This window comes from Flavobacteriales bacterium (assembly GCA_016699575.1).
Classification (GTDB): Bacteria; Bacteroidota; Bacteroidia; order Flavobacteriales_F; family PHOS-HE28; genus PHOS-HE28.
In genome coordinates this window covers 1,256,272-1,273,840 of sequence record CP064979.1, presented here as the reverse complement: position 1 = coordinate 1,273,840, position 17,569 = coordinate 1,256,272, and the positions used below count along the sequence as shown (strand labels likewise).

15 protein-coding genes are annotated in these 17,569 nt (G+C 60.3%); 5 read left to right on the top strand and 10 right to left on the bottom strand.

Annotation, left to right across the window (positions count from 1 at the left end):
• Window positions 1-4: 4 nt before the first annotated feature.
• Window positions 5-1,567: a hypothetical protein gene (locus tag IPJ76_05265; protein ID QQR87638.1), complete on the top strand. Its 1,563-nt coding sequence runs from the start codon at window positions 5-7 to the stop codon at window positions 1,565-1,567.
• Here the strand turns inward: IPJ76_05265 and infB are convergent, their stop codons facing one another.
• The 6 genes from infB to IPJ76_05235 form a co-directional block, all read right to left on the bottom strand.
• Complete coding sequence (gene infB / locus IPJ76_05260) at window positions 1,568-4,237, bottom strand: translation initiation factor IF-2 (GenBank protein ID QQR87637.1); 2,670 nt, start codon at window positions 4,235-4,237, stop codon at window positions 1,568-1,570.
• Between the two features lie 93 nt (window positions 4,238-4,330).
• On the bottom strand, window positions 4,331-5,569 hold the full coding sequence (nusA, locus tag IPJ76_05255; protein QQR87636.1) for a transcription termination/antitermination protein NusA: 1,239 nt from the start codon (window positions 5,567-5,569) through the stop codon (window positions 4,331-4,333).
• A 7-nt stretch (window positions 5,570-5,576) separates the two neighbouring features.
• Window positions 5,577-6,056, bottom strand: a complete 480-nt coding sequence (locus IPJ76_05250; protein QQR87635.1) for a hypothetical protein — start codon at window positions 6,054-6,056, stop codon at window positions 5,577-5,579.
• Window positions 6,057-6,224: 168 nt separating this feature from the next.
• Complete coding sequence (locus tag IPJ76_05245; GenBank protein ID QQR87634.1) at window positions 6,225-6,710, bottom strand: hypothetical protein; 486 nt, start codon at window positions 6,708-6,710, stop codon at window positions 6,225-6,227.
• Window positions 6,711-6,726: 16 nt separating this feature from the next.
• The gene (locus IPJ76_05240; protein QQR87633.1) at window positions 6,727-7,488 is read right to left on the bottom strand and encodes a hypothetical protein; all 762 of its coding nucleotides are present in this window, start codon (window positions 7,486-7,488) and stop codon (window positions 6,727-6,729) included.
• Window positions 7,489-7,557: 69 nt separating this feature from the next.
• Complete coding sequence (locus tag IPJ76_05235; protein ID QQR87632.1) at window positions 7,558-8,724, bottom strand: hypothetical protein; 1,167 nt, start codon at window positions 8,722-8,724, stop codon at window positions 7,558-7,560.
• Between the two features lie 182 nt (window positions 8,725-8,906).
• On the opposite strand from IPJ76_05235, the gene IPJ76_05230 reads away from it, so the two are divergent.
• From IPJ76_05230 to IPJ76_05220, 3 genes are all read left to right on the top strand, one after another.
• Entirely contained in the window at window positions 8,907-10,571 is a 1,665-nt protein-coding gene (locus IPJ76_05230) for a putative DNA binding domain-containing protein (protein ID QQR87631.1), read from the top strand.
• A gap of 137 nt (window positions 10,572-10,708) precedes the next feature.
• Window positions 10,709-12,484, top strand: coding sequence for an aspartate--tRNA ligase (gene aspS / locus IPJ76_05225; protein ID QQR87630.1), 1,776 nt, complete (start codon window positions 10,709-10,711; stop codon window positions 12,482-12,484).
• 87 nt (window positions 12,485-12,571) lie between these two features.
• A complete protein-coding gene (locus IPJ76_05220) occupies window positions 12,572-13,468 on the top strand; it encodes a hypothetical protein (GenBank protein ID QQR87629.1) in 897 nt (298 codons plus the stop codon).
• A 27-nt stretch (window positions 13,469-13,495) separates the two neighbouring features.
• Here the strand turns inward: IPJ76_05220 and deoC are convergent, their stop codons facing one another.
• Both deoC and IPJ76_05210 read right to left on the bottom strand, forming a co-directional pair.
• The gene (deoC, locus tag IPJ76_05215; protein ID QQR87628.1) at window positions 13,496-14,410 is read right to left on the bottom strand and encodes a deoxyribose-phosphate aldolase; all 915 of its coding nucleotides are present in this window, start codon (window positions 14,408-14,410) and stop codon (window positions 13,496-13,498) included.
• Between the two features lie 5 nt (window positions 14,411-14,415).
• The gene (locus IPJ76_05210; protein QQR87627.1) at window positions 14,416-14,826 is read right to left on the bottom strand and encodes a BrxA/BrxB family bacilliredoxin; all 411 of its coding nucleotides are present in this window, start codon (window positions 14,824-14,826) and stop codon (window positions 14,416-14,418) included.
• Between the two features lie 107 nt (window positions 14,827-14,933).
• Between IPJ76_05210 and IPJ76_05205 the strand changes: the two genes are divergently transcribed.
• Window positions 14,934-15,224 carry a hypothetical protein gene (locus IPJ76_05205; GenBank protein QQR87626.1) on the top strand — a complete coding sequence of 97 codons (291 nt, stop codon included), beginning with the start codon at window positions 14,934-14,936 and terminating at the stop codon, window positions 15,222-15,224.
• Between the two features lie 160 nt (window positions 15,225-15,384).
• On the opposite strand, the gene IPJ76_05200 is transcribed toward IPJ76_05205, so the two are convergent.
• Together IPJ76_05200 and IPJ76_05195 are read right to left on the bottom strand one after the other, a co-directional pair.
• On the bottom strand, window positions 15,385-15,834 hold the full coding sequence (locus IPJ76_05200) for a nucleoside deaminase (protein ID QQR87625.1): 450 nt from the start codon (window positions 15,832-15,834) through the stop codon (window positions 15,385-15,387).
• Window positions 15,831-17,402 carry a hypothetical protein gene (locus tag IPJ76_05195; GenBank protein ID QQR87624.1) on the bottom strand — a complete coding sequence of 524 codons (1,572 nt, stop codon included), beginning with the start codon at window positions 17,400-17,402 and terminating at the stop codon, window positions 15,831-15,833. Before IPJ76_05195 ends, IPJ76_05200 begins: the two co-directional genes overlap by 4 nt.
• Window positions 17,403-17,569: the final 167 nt, after the last annotated feature.

Genomic DNA, 17,569 nt, shown 5'->3' with positions numbered 1-17,569 from the left:
CCCGATGGAACGGAACCCGCCCACCGCCACCAACGACCGCTGGGAACGCGCGTTGTTCCTGCTGCTCTTGGCTACGAGCCTTTTTGCTGTGTGGCGTTTGCCGGTCTTCTTGACCCAAGACGGCCCCAGCCACCTTTACAATGCACGCATCCTGCTCGAACTCTGGGGCGATGATGCTTTGGGCTATGGCAGGTTCTTTACGCTGAACACCGACTTCTCGCCCAACTGGACGGGGAACCTGCTGCTTGCGGGATTGCTGAAACTCTTCCCGGCAGTGGTAGCCGAGAAGGTGTTGGTGAGTGCTTATGTGTTACTGCTCGCGTTCGGGTTCAAGCAGGCGGTGCGCGCTTTGAGCGCAGGCACACCTTGGCTTTCGTCACTGGTCTTCGTGTCCGTCTTCAACTACCACTTGCTCTACGGCTTCTTCAATTTCTGCCTGGGCTTGGCGCTGTTGTTCTGGACCATTGCTGCGCTGCACCGCTTCGTCGCCGATCCGTCCAGGAAAAGGACGTTGATGTGCGGTGCGCTGCTCCTTGCTTTGATGGTCACGCACCCGGTACCGTTCGTGGTGGCCTTGCTCTGTGCGGGGATCATGGTTGTGCCTGCGCTGCGGCGCACGCGAGGCGACCGCAAAGGTCTTCTCGTGCTCACCTGGCGTTTTGCGGCGGCTTTGCTCCCCGCCGTGATCATGTTCGCGGTGTTCCTGCCGCCGAGCGACGACCATCAAGGTCTCTTGGTGGACAAGCTGAACACCACTACGATAAAGGACCTGTTGCACATGGAACATCTGTTGGTGTTCCCCGCACCGGAGCGGCCGTTGTTCCGTCTGCTGTCGATGGTGTTCATCGGTCTCTTGCTCCTTGCGGGGTTCACTGTGCGGAAGTCGCGCGGCATCCGGAACGGCCCATTGCTCGCGCTGTTGCTGATGTGCGTGCTGGTGCACTTCCATGTGAACGACGAACTCGCCGGCGGCGCCTATCTCACTTCACGCATGGCGCTCATCTCATGGATGGTGTTCGCGCTTTGGCTGGCTTGCGTGCCAATGCCGCAACGTTTGGCGCGACCGATCGCCGTCGCGGTTGGACTTGTTGCGCTAGCGCTTGGTACCGTGCGGCATCTTCAGCATGGCGCTTGCGCAGCGGTAGCAGGGGAGTACATCGCCCACTTGAAGCCGATCAATGAAGGCATGGTCGTGCTTCCCTTGTGCTTTTCACCGAAGGGCGAAACGGCCAGCGATACCCTATCACCGCGCATCGGTCTGTTCAAGCACATGAGCGGGTACGCTGCCGCCGACCAACGCTTCATCTCACTGGACAATTACGAAGCGAATACGGCATACTTCCAAACGAGGTGGCGGTCAGAGGTGAACCCGTTCACGCAACTGTGCGCAAGTGGGGACTGTGACATTGAAGGGCAGCCGCACACGGCCGATGTGGACGGGTATGAAATGCGGTCGGGCCAGCGCATCGACGTGGTCGTGCATTGGGGTGCACCCATACGCATGACCGCCGATTCGGTGGTCACCACCAGTGCATTCGCAACGCGCTTGATCGGCAGAGACCACTGATCAACCCTCCAACGTGCGCTTCACCTCTTCCATGGTGAAGGCCTCCACGTTGTCGCCGACCTTGATGTCGTTGAAGTTCTTGATGGAGAGGCCGCACTCGTAGCCGTGCGTCACCTCCTTCACATCGTCCTTGAACCGCTTGAGGTCCTGCAGATCGCCGGTGTACACCACGATGCCGTCGCGGATGAGGCGCACACGGTTGCTGCGCGTGATCTTGCCGTCCAGTACGTAGCAACCGGCCACGGTGCCCACCTTGCTGATCTTGAACACGTCGCGGACCTCGGCGGTGCCCACCACCTTTTCCACCTCCTTCGGCGCGAGCATGCCCTCCATGGCCGCCTTGATCTCGTTGATGGCGTCGTAGATGATGGAGTAGAGGCGGATGTCGATCTCCTCGGTCTCGGCCAACTTGCGCGCTCCTGGTGTTGGGCGCACTTGGAAGCCGACGATGATGGCATTGGAAGCGCTGGCCAGCAGTACATCGCTTTCGGCGATCGGGCCCACGGCTTTGTGGATCACGCTCACCTTGATGCTCTGGGTGCTCAGCTTCAGCAACGAGTCGGTCAGTGCTTCCACCGAGCCGTCCACGTCGCCCTTCACGATCACGTTCAGCTCCTTGAAGTCGCCGATCGCGAGTCGGCGGCCGATCTCGTCCAAGGTGATGTGCTTGTGCGTGCGGATGCCTTGTTCGCGCTGCAGTTGCTGGCGGCGCGTGGCGATCATGCGCGCGTCGCGGTCGTCCTCGAAGATCTGGAAGGTGTCACCCGCGTTCGGTGCGCCGTCCAAGCCAAGGATGGAAACCGGTGTTGAAGGCCCTGCCTCGAGCACTTGCTGGCCACGTTCGTTGAACATGTTCCGCACACGGCCGCTGAACTGGCCCGCGAGGATGATGTCGCCTTTGCGCAACGTGCCGCTGTCCACGAGAATGGTGGTCACGTAGCCACGACCTTGCTCCAGCGTGCTCTCGATCACCACACCGTGGGCGCGTTTACCGGGATCGGCTTTCAGGTCGAGCAGTTCTGCTTCCAGCAGGACTTTCTCCAGCAGTTGGTCGATGCCTGTGCCCTTCTTGGCGCTGATCTCCTGCGTCTGGAACTTGCCGCCCCACTCTTCGACCAGGATGTTCATCTGGCTGAGCTGCTCGCGGATCTTTTCGGCGTTGGCGCCGGGCTTGTCGATCTTGTTGAAGGCGAACACCATGGGCACGCCCGCGGCCTGCGCGTGGTTGATCGCTTCGCGCGTTTGAGGCATCACACTGTCGTCGGCCGAGATGACGATGATGGCGAGGTCGGTGACCTGCGCTCCGCGCGCACGCATGGCGGTGAACGCTTCGTGGCCCGGTGTATCGAGGAAGGTGATGTGCTTGCCATTGGGCAATGTCACGCTGTATGCACCGATGTGCTGCGTGATACCACCGGCTTCGCCGGCCACCACGCTCGCATTGCGTATGTAGTCGAGCAATGAGGTTTTGCCATGGTCCACGTGGCCCATGACGGTAACGATGGGCGGGCGTCCGGTGATCCGTGCCTCGTCGTCGGCTTCCTGTACGATGTCCTCTTGAACATCGGCTCCAACGAACTCCACCTTGAAGCCGTATTCCTCGGCGATCACCGCCAGTGTTTCGGCATCGAGGCGTTGGTTGATGCTCACCATCATGCCCAGTGCGAAGCAGGCCTTGATGATGTCGGTGACGGGCACGCTCATCATGCTGGCCAGTTCGCTGGCGGTAACGAACTCGGTCACCTTCAGCGTTTGTCCTGCGAGCTCGCGTGCTGCTTGTTCTTCTTCGAAGCGACGGCCACGTTGGTCGCGCTTCTCGCGTCGCATTTTGGCACCGCGGCCTTTACCACCACCACCGGTGAGACGGGCGAGCGTTTCGCTCACCTTCTTCTTCACCGCGTTCTCGTCCAGTTCACCGGGCCGTCCGGTGGCGGCCCTGCTAGCTTCCTGCTGCACGGCGCGGTCCACGTTCACCGGACCGGGTTTCACAATGCGCTTGCGGCGGCGTTTGGCTTCCTCGCTTTCACCCCTCGGCTCGGGCTTTTTCTCAACCGGCAGTTCGATCTTGCCGAGGCTCTTCACCCCGGCCAGCTTCTCGGACTTCGCGCGGATGAGCTCCGGCTCAGGGGCTGGCTCGGGCGCAGGCTTCACCGGCTCGGGCGCTGGGGCAACAGGAGCAGGTGCGGGTGCTTTGGGCTCCTCCGCTTTCGGCTTTTTCGGGGCCAGGTCGATCTTGCCTACGGTCTTCGGACCTTCGGCCTTCTCCACCTTGGCGCGGATGGTCTCCGGTTCAGGAGCGGGCGTAGGAGCGGCAGGGGTGGGCGGTGCCGCCGGCGCTGGTTTCGCTGGCGCTTCGGCAGCAGGGGTTTGCGGGGCCACCGGCTTCTCGACTTTCGGTGCAGCCTTGGTCAATGCGCCGTCCTTCGTGAGCACCACGCTCTCGCGCTCGGCGCGGGCGGCCACGGTCTGCTGGCTGGCTTCTTTCTCTGCCTTGTCCGTGCCGAACTGCGCTTGCAGCAGGTCGTACTCGGCAGCACCGATCTTGGCGTTCGGGTTCTGTTCTACGGTGTATCCTTTGGCCGCAAGGAATTCCACGACCGTGTGAAGGCCCTGGTTGAACTCCCGCGCCACCTTGCTCAGGCGTATTGCCTTGTCCGTCGTCTCGCTCATGCGGTTGTTGGGCCTGTTGCCTGTTCTCGGTTTGTTGTCGCTTCTCTGCCGGGCTCGAAGTGACAACGCGTGGTCGTCACATCATGAGCGCCATCATCCTTCCAGTTCGTTCTTGAGGATCTTCACCACTTCGGCGATCGTCTCTTCCTCGAGGTCGGTGCGCTTGGCCAGTTCTTCCACGCTCAGATCGAGCACGCTGCGCGCCGTGTCGCAACCGATGCCCTTCAATGCGTCGATGATCCAGTGCTCGATCTCGTCGGCGAATTCCTCCAGGTCCACGTCGTCGGTCACCTCGTCGCTGTCGCGGTACACGTCGATGTCGAAGCCCGTGAGCTTGCCGGCCAGCTTGATGTTGTGGCCGCCCTTCCCGATGGCCAGTGCCACCTGATCGGGCTTCATGTACACCTCGGCACGCTTGTGCTCCTGGTCCAGTTTGATGTTACCGATCTTGGCCGGGCTCAGTGCGCGCTGGATGAGCAGCTGCTCGTTGGCCGTGTAGTTGATCACGTCGATGTTCTCGTTGCGCAGTTCGCGCACGATGCCGTGGATGCGGCTGCCCTTCATGCCCACGCACGCCCCCACAGGGTCAATGCGGTCATCGTAGCTCTCCACCGCCACCTTGGCCCGCTCGCCCGGCTCGCGGACGATGCGCTTGATGGTGATGAGGCCGTCGGCCACTTCAGGCACTTCCTGTTCGAACAGCTTCTCCAGGAACTCCGGTGCCGTGCGGCTCAGGATCACACGTGGGCTGTTGTTGTACATCTCCACTTTCCACACCACGGCACGCACCGTGTCGCCCTTCTTGAAGAAGTCGCTCTTGATCTGCTGGTCCTTGGGCATGATCAGCTCGTTGCCTTCATCGTCCAGGATCAGCGTCTCACGCTTCCAGATCTGGTACACCTCACCGGTGATGATCTCGCCCACCCGCTCCTTGTACTTGTTGTACAAGTGGTCCTTCTCCAGTTCCATGATCTTGCCCTGGAGGTTCTGTTTGATGGAGAGGATATTGCGGCGCATGAACTCCGGGATCTTGATCTCCTGGCTCACTTCCTCGCCCACCTCGAAGTCGGGGTCGATCTTGCGCGCTTCGGTCAGTTCGATGTCGAGGTTGTCGTCCTCGCTGAAGCCGTCCTCCACGATCACGCGGTTGAGCCAGATCTCCAGGTCGCCCTTGTCGGGGTTGATGATGACGTCGACGTTGGCCTCTTCGCCCAACTTCTTCTTCACCACGCTTTTGAACACGTCCTCCAGGATGCCCATCATGGTCACCCGGTCGATGTTCTTCAGGTCCTTGAACTCGCTGAACGAGTCGATGAGGTTCACGGTGCTCATGGCACTATCAGTTGAACTTGTAGGTTGCTTTCGTTGACTTGATGTCGGCGAAGGGGATCGCCGTGGGGTCCTTGTCTTCTTTGGGCAAGCGGCCTTTCACCTTGCTGGGTTGTTGCACCAACAGGCTGATGCTCGCATCACTTACCGTTTGCAGCTTGCCGGTAACAGTGGAGCCATTGTTCAGGTCCACTTCCACTACCCGGCCCACATGCTTGTGGTACTGGCGAAGCACGCGGAAGGGGTTGCCCATGCCCGGACTGCCCACCTCCAGCTCCACGTCGTCGAGCCGCTCACCGAAGGCGGCGCGCAGGCCGTTGTTGATATCGGTGAGCGTGGCCAGGGTAACGGCCTTGTCGTTGTCCACCTCCACAATGGCCTTTCCGCTAGTGCGCACCTCGGCGCGCACCACAAAATGCGGCGTGCCTTCCAGCTGGCGCTCAAGGGCTTCGGAGAGCTCTTGGGTGGTGATCATGTCGGTGGTGGTCAATGGCTTCAAAGGTCAGGGAACAAAAAAGAGGGGCGGTCCCCTCTTCCTCATTCACCGCTTTGCGGCGGCGAATATAGTCGGCGCGGCGGAAGGGCCGGTATGACGGGGAAAGGCGCTGCGATAGGGGTTGGTTTCAGGCAGAGGCTCAGAGAGCAGAGACCGGGAAAGTCACGGGGCTCGGCGGTCCCTGGCCACGCGAACTGCGTTCACCACGAAGCACACTTGCCCGAGAGCGATCAACCAAGGTGACATCGAATAGAGGTTCGCGATGAACTGCGAACTCAGATCCTCGATGAGCATGCGGGAGCCGTAGTAACCTTGGGTGGAAAGCTCTTTGAACATCAGCCAGTTCGACCAAAGCGGGGCAACGGCTGCCAGGATGCCCAGCGCTGTGAGCAGAACATTGGCAGCGCTGAGCCATCGACCCGTCCGACCTGAAACCAAGCTGGGAATCATCAGGTACAGTCCCGCCAGCAGCAGTGGGAGCAGCAGGACCAACCACCCCATGATGAATACCTCAACACGGTACTCGTCGTGGATGGGAATGTCGAACGCACTGTCCACAGCAAGTGCATGAAACACGCGCACGCAAACGGTCAGTGACGCGAGCCCGACAAGTAGCACGATCGCCCAGAACCGAAGGCTTCGGACCATGAGCCGAAAGTACCAGCTATCTGTCCTGCACTCGCACCCGCATCTCCCGCTCCCCATCGCGCACCCTCACGGCAAAAACACCAGCCGCTCCCAGCGCCAACGGCAAGGGCTCACCGTTCCAACCCCGCGACAGCAGCATGCGGCCAGCAGCATCAACGATGGTCAACTGCGCGTTGCCCAACGGTATGGCCGCCCGCAACACCGGTCCATCCGTCGTGTAGTTCACAACAAGCTCGTTCTCCTGCGAGCCAGGCTCTTCAACTCCCACACCCAGGGTGCAACTGGTCACCATTGCATCGAAATCCTGCAGGCTCATGGTCTGCACCGCCGGTGCGTCGATCCAGCCGCTCACCTGCCCGTTGATGACGTTGAGCGCGTACACACCACAAACGCTCACCATGTAATCACCCGGCTCCTCCAGGTCAGGCGGGTACTGGCTGTTCCAGATGGTATTGCCGGAGAAGTCCGTTTCGTTCAGTCCGAAGATCATCGTGTCACCCACGGCGATGCCGTTGAGGTAGATGCGGCAGAGCGCGCCGTTGTCGCCCCACACGGTGAGAGTGTCCTCTGGCAATGAAGTGCCGCCGAACGTCTGCACCACCTTCACGGTGATGCCGTAGTGGTAGTCGGTGAGCTTCACCACCATGGCGGTGGCGTCGGGGTTCCCGAACCAGCCCGGGGCTAGCGTCTCGCAGTAACTGTTGTTGCCGAAGCAGGAGCAGGCCGATGCAGCGAGCCTGAAGGACAGTGCAGTGATAAGGAGTACAGGTGCGCGCATGGGGTGTGCTTTGTGGTGAAGATGCACACGGCGGTGGTGGCGCTGCCCGGAGCGCGACGGACAGTTTGATCAGGTGCGAGCCCTGCTTTTCAGCAGCGGACGCAAGCCATAGTTGATCCGCAAACCGATACTCTGGAAGTTCTCCCAGGGTACCCCATTGAACCCCAGTCCATCGGCCGAATAGCTCACTTGGGGCAAGTTGGTGAAGTCAAAGGCGATGGTGATCGGGACCGAGCCTCTCGTCAGCGGGCCACAGGGCAGTACCAAACCAAACCCATAGGTGAACTGCTCCAATTCAGTTGCATTGTACGAGTTGCCGCCGTTATCAACCTTTTCACTGTACCAACCCGCCCTGAGCGCGAGCATGTCGCACAGAAGCAACTCCCCACCAACCCGCATAGCTGACCGGGACCGCTGGGTCAGGTCATCGTCGTATTGCACATGCATGGTGAAGGCCGCTGCGGAAAGCGTATCGCGAAGCCGCAGACCTTCCCACTTCACCGTGTATGCAACACCACCGCGGAAAATGGCGGGTAGGTGATCCGTGATCCGGAATACGGAGTCCACCTGACCGTGGAGGTCGAGTCGATACCCTGTGGTGCTCTCCTCCGAGAACGTGATATTCTGCGTGGATGCCGCAGCCCGGAATGCGTGGCGGAACGCACCCTTCATCGGCAACTCGCCGCCATGCGAGAGCCCCAAGGAGCCATAGAGCACATCCTGGTCTTCCGAGTTCAATGGAACATTGCCGAGTGCAACTCCAACGTTCAAATGGTCGACGGGGGTACACGCCAACGAAAGCATCATCCTATGCTCCGGAGCAATGAACCCATCGAACGTCTGATAGATGAAGCCACGACGGGGCTCGATCTGGTCTCCGGTCGTGAAGTTCTCGCTGCTCAGCGATGCACCATCCACGGCGACCCCGACCGCCCAACGCTCACCAGATCGGTAGGCCAACGCCCCATGGCTGAAACCGGCGTTTTCATAGATGTACCATTTCGTGGCGCTGTGCATGTACAGGTCGAGCCCACGCAGATCCATCAACGCAGCCGGGTTGTAGGCCATGCTGCGCGCATCGCCCTGCAATGCCACGTTGCCGCGGCCCATGGCTTCAGAGCGAGCATCGGGTTGGCGGCCGAAATAGCTGAATGCCGAGAACCAGGATTGGGCCGTAACGCCTTGCACGATGACCGTCAACAGAACGGCTACAGGGATCGCCGGGCTCTTGCTCATGGGAACGGGCTGATACGCGCTTCTAACTTCGCGGCCCTTCAAATATTGCATGTTCCGCACCCACACCTGTGGCGAACTCCGCCTCACCGACGCCGGAAAGACCGTGACCCTTGCAGGCTGGGTGCAGCGCACCCGCGACCTGGGCGGCATGACGTTCGGAGCTTGACCATCGACCCGCACTGATGGACCAAGCGCAACTGAATGCCCTGCTCGACCGGTTGCTTCTTGAGCGGTCAGAGCGCGACTGGTTGGAATTCAAGCAGGGATTGGATGCGGAGTTGTTAGGTAGGAACCTCTCGGCCGTGGCCAATTCTGCCTGCGTCCGTTCGCAACCGTACGGGTATGTGGTCTTTGGCATCCGTGATAGTGACCGAGAGGTTGTTGGCGCTTCGTTCGACCCGGATCATGTCCTGGCAAAGGGTAATCAACTGTTGCCCATCTACCTCTCCACACAGTTAAGACCGAATCCTGGCTTCGACTCATTCGTTGTACAGCATGCTTCAGGACGAGTTGTGATGTATCGGATCCATCGGGCAGCGGGCGATCCAGTCAAATTCCAAGGCACGGCTTGGGAGAAGGTCGGAACGAGTACAACCCAGTTGGACTCGCGGCCCGATCTGCTGCGGTCTATCGTGAACAGCGAGCGCGACTGGTCCGGTGAAATCTGTTCCGATGCCACACTCATGGACCTGGACCCGGTCGCTATTCAGAAAGCTCGCGAGGAATACAAAAAGAAATTCCCGGCCACCGCAGATCAAGTGGATGAGTGGCCGGACCTCACCTTTCTGAACAAAGCCAAGGTAACCAAGCAAGGAGGAATAACCAACGCGGCACTCCTTCTGCTTGGCAAGAGCACTTCTTCGGGGCTCTTGACACCCGCTGTTGCGAACATCATGTGGGTCGTTAAGGATGGCCAAGGTGCGGAGATCGGTGGTCGACCGTTTCATCCACCGTTCATCTTGGCGAGTGATGAACTGTTCCGCTCCATCCGGAACATCCCAATCCGGGAACTTGCACCCGGCAGTTTGTTCCCTAGCGAGATACAACCTTATGACCCATGGGTGATCCGCGAGGCACTGCACAATTGCATTGCTCATCAGGATTATTCGTTGCGGGCTCGTATCCAAATGGTGGAGAACCCCGATTCTCTCCTATTCACCAACGCTGGTCACTTTCTCCCGACGTCGATAGAGGATGTTATCCAGCAAGATGCTCCTTGGGACATCTATCGGAACCGATGGTTGGCCGATGCCATGTTCAGTCTGAACATGATCGAGACGCAGGGCGGCGGGATAAAACGCATGTTCCGTGAGCAGGCTCGGCGATTCCTCCCGATGCCGGATTTTGACTTTTCTCGCGAGAACCGCGTATTCGTGACCATACCCGGAAAGGTGATCGATGAACGGTACACGCGTTTGCTCATGCGTGTGACCGATCTTCCCTTGGATCGTATCATTCTCTTGGACCGTGTTCAACGGCATCGACGAATCAGTCGAGAAGAGCACAAGCAACTCAAGTCCGAGGGTTTGGTTGAAGGCCGGTATCCCAACCTGCACATTTCCGGCGCCGTTGCCCGGGCTACCGGTGAAGAGGTGAAATACGTGCGCGCGAAGGGTCTTCAGGACGCGCAATATGAGGAGTTCGTCATTCGGCTGCTTGAGGAGATGCCGCATGGGGTCCGTCGATCGGATATCGACAACCTCATACTGCCGATGCTCCCTACGGTCATGACCCCAGCCCAAAAGCGGAACAAAGTCCATAATCTCATCCAGCGCATGTCCCGCGATGGCACCATCCTGAACAGTGGTGCACGTGGACCTTCGTCCCTCTGGGTATTGGGAGTTTGATAGTGGTTGCATGCTTCCATCAAACTTTGCTTCACGCTATCAAACCCCCCTCAATCGCATCCCTCTGAAAATCAGAGCGAAGGATAGTATGATACAGCATCGCCACCGGTGGTGGTGAACAAACTCCAATCAACCTCATGTTCCGCACCCACACTTGTGGCGAACTCCGCCTCACCGACGCTGGAAAGACCGTGACCCTTGCAGGCTGGGTGCAGCGCACCCGCGACCTGGGCGGCATGACCTTCGTTGACCTGCGCGATCGCTACGGTATCACGCAGCTCACCTTCAATGCCGAGAGCAATGCCACGCTGCGCGAAACGGCCCGCTCGCTGGGCCGCGAATTCGTGGTACAGGTCATAGGCGCCGTGCGGGAGCGCGAGAGCAAGAACGCCAACATGCCCACCGGCGAAGTGGAGATCATCGCCACGGAACTGAAAGTGCTGAACAGCGCCAAGACGCCGCCCTTCACCATTGAGGACGAGACCGACGGCGGCGACGAGCTTCGGATGAAGTACCGCTACCTGGACCTGCGGCGCAATAGCGTTCGTAAGGGGATCGAGCTGCGCCACCGCATGGCCATCGAAGCGCGTAATTACCTCAGCCAGCAGCAGTTCCTGGAGGTGGAAACGCCGGTGCTCATCAAAAGCACTCCTGAAGGTGCGCGCGACTTCGTGGTGCCCAGCCGCATGAACCAAGGTGAGTTCTACGCGCTGCCGCAAAGCCCGCAGACCTTCAAGCAACTGCTGATGGTGGCCGGCTTCGACCGGTATTTCCAGTTGGTGAAGTGTTTCCGGGACGAGGACCTGCGCCAGGACCGCCAGCCGGAGTTCACGCAGATCGACATGGAGATGGCCTTCGTGGAGCAGGAGAACGTGCTCGGACTTGTCGAAGGCATGGCCAAGCATTTGTTCAAAGCAGTGCTCGGCAAGGAGTTCAGCGAGCCGTTCCCGCGCATGACCTATGCGGAGGCGATGCGCTTGTACGGTTGCGACAAACCGGACCTGCGCTTCGGGATGAGGTTCAACTACCTCACCCCCAACCCCCTCTCCCAAGGAGAGGGGGCCAACCTGGCCCAAGGATCCGGCTTTAAGGTTTTCGACGATGCTGAACTCGTGGTCGGTGTGAACGCCGAGGGATGCGCGAATTGGAGCCGCAAGCAGACCGATGCACTGATCGACTTCGTGAAGCGCCCGCAGATAGGCGCCACGGGCATCATCTTCCTGAAGTGGACGGAAGAAGGCCTGAAGAGCACGGTGGACAAATTCTTCTCACCTGAGCAGCTGCAAGCATGGGCTGCCCGCTTCAACATGAAGCAAGGTGATCTGTTGTGCATCATGGCAGGGCCTGCCGAGAAGACCCGCAAGCAACTGAACGAGCTGCGCTTGCATCTGGGCGATCAGCTCGGCTTGCGCGACCCATGGTCGTTCAAACCACTTTGGGTCGTTGACTTTCCGCTGCTGGAACACGATGAAGAGAGCGGACGCTGGCACGCCAAGCACCACCCGTTCACGGCACCCAAACCGGAGCACGCCCACCTGCTCGAAAGTGACCCCGGCGCTGTGAACGCCAACGCCTACGACCTGGTGATCAACGGCACCGAGATCGGCGGCGGGAGCATCCGTATCCACGAACGCGAACTGCAGGAGCGCATGTTCCGTGTCCTCGGCTTCAGCGACGAGGATGCCCGCTACAAATTCGGTTTCCTCATGGATGCCTTTGAGTACGGCGCTCCTCCGCACGGTGGTTGTGCGTTCGGCTTCGACCGCTGGGTATCGCTCTTCGGCGGCCGCACGGACATCCGTGAGTTCATCGCGTTCCCGAAGAACAACTCCGGCCGCGATGTGATGATCGATGCGCCGAGCCGGATCGATGACGTGCAGATGAAGGAGCTTGGGATCGAGGTGAAGGGTTGAGGCTCGCAAAGGCGTTCGGTCACCATCGAGCCCGGTACCACGATCGCAGTATTGTGACGGCTGGGTCGGGTGGCGTGCTTCGCAGTCGTGAACGCATCAACCGAGCAGACTTTACTGAAACGCTACGGCACCGGCGTGCTGGCCTTCGTCATTGTGCTGCTGCTGATGCCGTTGGGCCACGCGCTCATGGTGCTGATGGAGCACGGGTTCGGGGCCGCTGTGTACGCCAGTGCAGCAGTGGTGGGAGCCATTGGCTGCGGCTTGTTGTGGTGGGGCGTAGCGCGCCCCGGCCGCGCCCTGTATGCCACCTTGCTCGGTGCGCTCGGTGGCGTCCTCGTATGGACGGGCTGGGTGGAGTTCAGCTTTGTGTGGGTGGCCAACAAGCTGAGCGTTGCACCGCTGACCGTGGATGGTGAAGTGGTGACCAAACCCGAGTACCTGGTGATGGTCAGTTCCATCGGCCTATTGGGCAGCATGCTGCTCATGTTTTTCTTCAGCCACACCCGCTGCACCTTTTTCGCATGGTTCCAGAAGCGCATGGGTGTGCACCGCGCAGTGCCGGTCAACGCACCAGCCCAGCGACCGCTCTCTGTCATCGCCTTCCTGGAGATGATCATGATCATCTGGACCTTCTATCTTGTGCTATTGCTGTGCTACGATGACGTCATTGCGGGCGACCGCCACCCCATTACGTGGGTCGTTGCCTTCGGCTCGCTGTTCTGGAGCGTGCATCTCATCAGCAAGCTGGTGCGCATCCGCGCGTTCGACCACGCAGTGCGTTACGCCATACCCACAGTGGTGATCTTCTGGAACTTCATCGAGGTGATGGGACGCTGGGACCTGTTCAAGGAGATCTGGGTGCATCCCACTGAGCATTGGCCGGAGAACAGCTTGATGCTCGGTCTGCTCATCTTCTTCATCGTTTACTTCATGGTGAAGAGCAAGAAGGACAGGAGCCGTAAGGCCCGGGCCGTGGTAGGATAAGTGGAGTCCTTTGCGGAGGCTCGTCCTTCAGTCAACGCTGAAGTAGTCCGCGCTCTGGTAGTGGCCGTCCACTTCCTTCTGCAATTGCATCAGGATGTCGTTGGCCAGGCTGCTCGCACCGAAACGGAACCAGAACGGATCGAGCCATTCGGTTCCGAGTTCCTCTTTTACCATCATGAGGTAGTGCAGCGCTTCCTTGCTCTTGCGTATGCCACCGGCCGGCTTCATGGCGATCATGCGACCGGTCTTCAGGTAGTGGTCGCGGATGGCGTGCAGCATCACCAGGGTCACTTCCATGGTGGCGGCCGGGTTGATCTTGCCGGTGCTCGTCTTGATGAAGTCCGCACCCGCAGCAATAGCGATATCGCTGGCCAGACGGACTTTGTCGTACGTGCCAAGCTCGCCGGTTTCGAGGATCACTTTCAGTCGCGCCGCGCCACATGCTTCCTTGATGGCCGCGATCTCGTCGAACACGAAATTGTGGTCGCCGTTGTGGAACTTCCCGCGGCTGATCACCATGTCGATCTCATCGGCGCCTTCGTTCACGGCGAACTTGGTGTCGGCGATCTTCACGTTGCGCGGCGCTTGGCCGCTGGGGAATGCGGTTGAGACACTTGCCACCTTCACACCGCTTTCGCCCAAGGCCTTCTTGGCCACCTTCACCAGCGAAGGATACACGCACACCGCAGCAACCGTCGGTAACCCGGAAAGGCTGTCGTGCGGGTGCATGGCTTTGTAGCACATCTGCTGCACCTTGCTCGGCGTGTCGGCCCCTTCCAGCGTGGTGAGGTCGATCATGCTCAGTGCGAGCTTCATGCCCTGCACCTTCGTCTCCTTCTTGAGGCTGCGCGCCTTGATGCGTGCCACGCGCTCCTCGACCCCCACTTGGTCCACAGTGGGTGCCGTTCGTGGAACGGGACCGTTCAAGATAGGCGCGGCCATGGTGCTCAGCAGTACTCTTCGTAGGCCATGGCCAAGTGGTCGGCGATCATCTGGGCGGTTCGGCCTTCGATATGGTGGCGCTCCACGAAGTGCACCAGTTTACCGTCCTTGAAGAGCGCAATGGCGGGGCTGCTGGGCGGGTAGGGCAGGAAATGCTGGCGGGCGCGGTTCACGGCGTCGGTGTCAACGCCGGCGAACACGGTAACGAGCTTGCCAGGGTGCTTTGCGGCCTTGAGCGATGCCTTCACGCCGGGACGGGCTGCGCCAGCGGCACAACCGCACACGCTGTTCACCACGCACAGCACGGTGCCGGGTGCGGCCAGGGCCTTGTCCACTTGGTCGGGGGTCTTCAATTCTTCGAAACCCACGCTGGCCAGGTCGGCGGCCATCGGGGCGGTGAGTTCTGCGGGGTACATGTTAGTTCTGGAATGTGAGCGCAAATGTAGGCCGGTAGAAGGGGTGGTCGTGTTGCAAGGATCCGCGGCGTACGTGCGTTCACCATGGAGGACCAACAACCTGCAACATGAACCGCATCATCATCTTGGCCGCCACCTTGCTCCTGGGCACCGCAGCCGCCGCACAGACCACGGCCGATCCAACGCCATCGGCCACGCCTGCCCCCAACCCGAAGGCCGAGGCACGGGAGCAACGGGCCGCGGAACGGGTGAAGGTGAAACGCCACACCAAAGAAGGCCGGACCCTCAGCGTTGCGCGTGCCTTCGATCCCGAAGGCCGCAAGCACTGGAGAAGGATGAGCCGCCGCAGCACGCGCGCAGCGAAGAACTGCCCGCCCGGCACAGTGGCCGTGCGATAGAGCCTGTTTGGGATCTCTTCAAACCCGCTCTCCGGTCTCTTTTCCGCCCATGCTTCGCCGGAAAATGATCCCGTAGGCACCGCTACGCGATGATCTTCCGGATGCGCCTGAACGAAAAATAGCCTCGCAGCCCTTCGTTCAAGAGATCACAAACAGGCTCTTAGAGCGCGCGCTTCTTTTTGAAGAACGCCTTCATCAGGTCGGCGCATTCGGCTTCGAGCACGCCACCGGTCACCTGCGTTTTGGGGTGCAGCAATGTGCTACCGATGCGGCGGTAACCGCCTTTCTCGTCGAACGCGCCGAAAACGATGCGGCCGATGTGGCACCAGTTGAGCGCACCCGCGCACATCACGCAAGGCTCCACGGTCACATAAAGGGTGCAGTCGTGCAGGTACTTGCCGCCGATGAACTCGGCCGCTGCGGTGATGCTCTGCATCTCGGCGTGCGCTGTGGCATCGTTCAGGCGCTCCACCAGGTTGTGGCCACGTGCGATGATGCGGTCCTTGCTCACGATCACGGCACCGATGGGCACCTCGTCCGCGGCAAATGCCTGTTCAGCCTCGCGCAGCGCGTGCCGCATGAAGTGCTCGTCGCCCGGCGGTGCGATCATTCCAGGATGATCGGGGTTCGTGACATGACCTGTCCGAGCGCATCGCGCACTTCGCATGCGTATGCGCCGCGGGAGAGGCCATCGACCCCAACGGCGGTGAGGCCGCCAGCGTAACGCATCGCTTTTGCCGTTCGCCCGGATGCATCCAAGATGCGCACTTCCCGTCCGTCGATCGCTTGCACGTTCACATGGTCGGTGGCAAGCGTCGGCCAAACGTCAACGTCCGCGTTCATCAACGCTTCGTTCATTCCGATGTTGAACGAGGTGGTGCAACCATCGTGGTGTTCGGCGTGCGTGGTCCCATCGATGACGATGTTCGTATCGTTCGGCAGGCCGAAGGACCATGCGAAGTAGAACAGCATCATCTCGTCGTTGGTGGCTTCGCCCAGGAAGACCCATGCCGGCGGGTCGTTCGGATTGTTGACGTTGTTCGTCGTGTTGTCGTAGGTGGCTTCGCCGTGCAGCACGCTGTTGATGGGCAGGTAGATGGGTTTGCGGAACTCGTAGAGCCCCTGCCACGCGAAGTCCCATTGCGGGATGTCGATGAGCGGGATGGTGTCGTTGTTCGGCAGCGTGGCGAAGCACTTCATGCTGGTGCACACCTTGTGCGCGTGCGGACCGATGGCCGTAATGATGCCCGGGATGGGCACGGTGAACTGGTTGTGGAAGGTCTTCACCTGGTTCGGCGGTATGATCAACGGCCCGTCCGTCATGGTGAAGCCGTGCTCCAGCAGTGGGTCGATGGCGAGGCTGCGGAGGTTGGCGCTGCTCAACTGCATGTTCACGCGGGTACTGTCCAGCTCAAAATCACTCCCAGCGGGGTAGTGCACTTGGATGACGATGTCGGCGCCTGCGTTCAATTGGATGCCGAAGCCGGGGGGCGTGAAATAGGGTTGCGAGCCCGGTACCCAGATGCCGATGAGCTTGGCATCATCCACGCCGATACCACCGAAATTGGTGTAGCCGGGTTGAGGATCGGCGTTGTCAAGTTGTTGCGCTTGTCCAGTGGTGTCCTGGAACACGAGCACGTGGTGCACCACTTCGGTGTTGCCGGGGATCACTTCCATGCCGGTGATGAACTGGTCAACGCTGGTATTGCCGGGCATCACAAAACAGCGGTAGAGGTCCGTGGTGCTGGCAGGGATCACGTAGTCGTCCATGATCACGCTCACGTCGGGGTTGTCGATCACCACTTCGTTGAGGTACACGGGCGGCGTTGGCGCATCGTTGGGGTTGCCCTCAGGGGCACCGCCTTGCACCCATGCTCCTATGATGTCGATCTCGTCCTGCGTCAGGGTGCGTTCGTGCGCGAGTCCGCGGTAGTTCTCATCGGGCGGCCATGGTGGCATCCAGCGCTGGGCCGTGAAGCCTTCCACATCGAAGCGCGCGTTGTAGGCGTTGGTGTAGGTCATCAGGCTGAAGTGGCCTGCGCCGCCATCGTGGTGGCAGGGTGTGCAATGGGTGTACACGATGCACGCCACATCATCGGCCCATGTGGGCGATTGTGCGGATGTGGCATACGGCAGCCATGCAGTGGCAGCGCCGAGCAAGAGGGGTCGAAGGTTCATGGGCATGCGTCCGTGATCGCCCGAAAGTAGGGGTCGGCCGTTGTGACCGGGAAGAATCAGGAAGGCTTGATCTATGAAAGCGAGACTTGAGCGCTGTAACTGGTCACATTGCTGGAAGCATCGGGTTGCGACAAGCAGGCGAGAGGCTCACACGGAGGCGCAGAGGC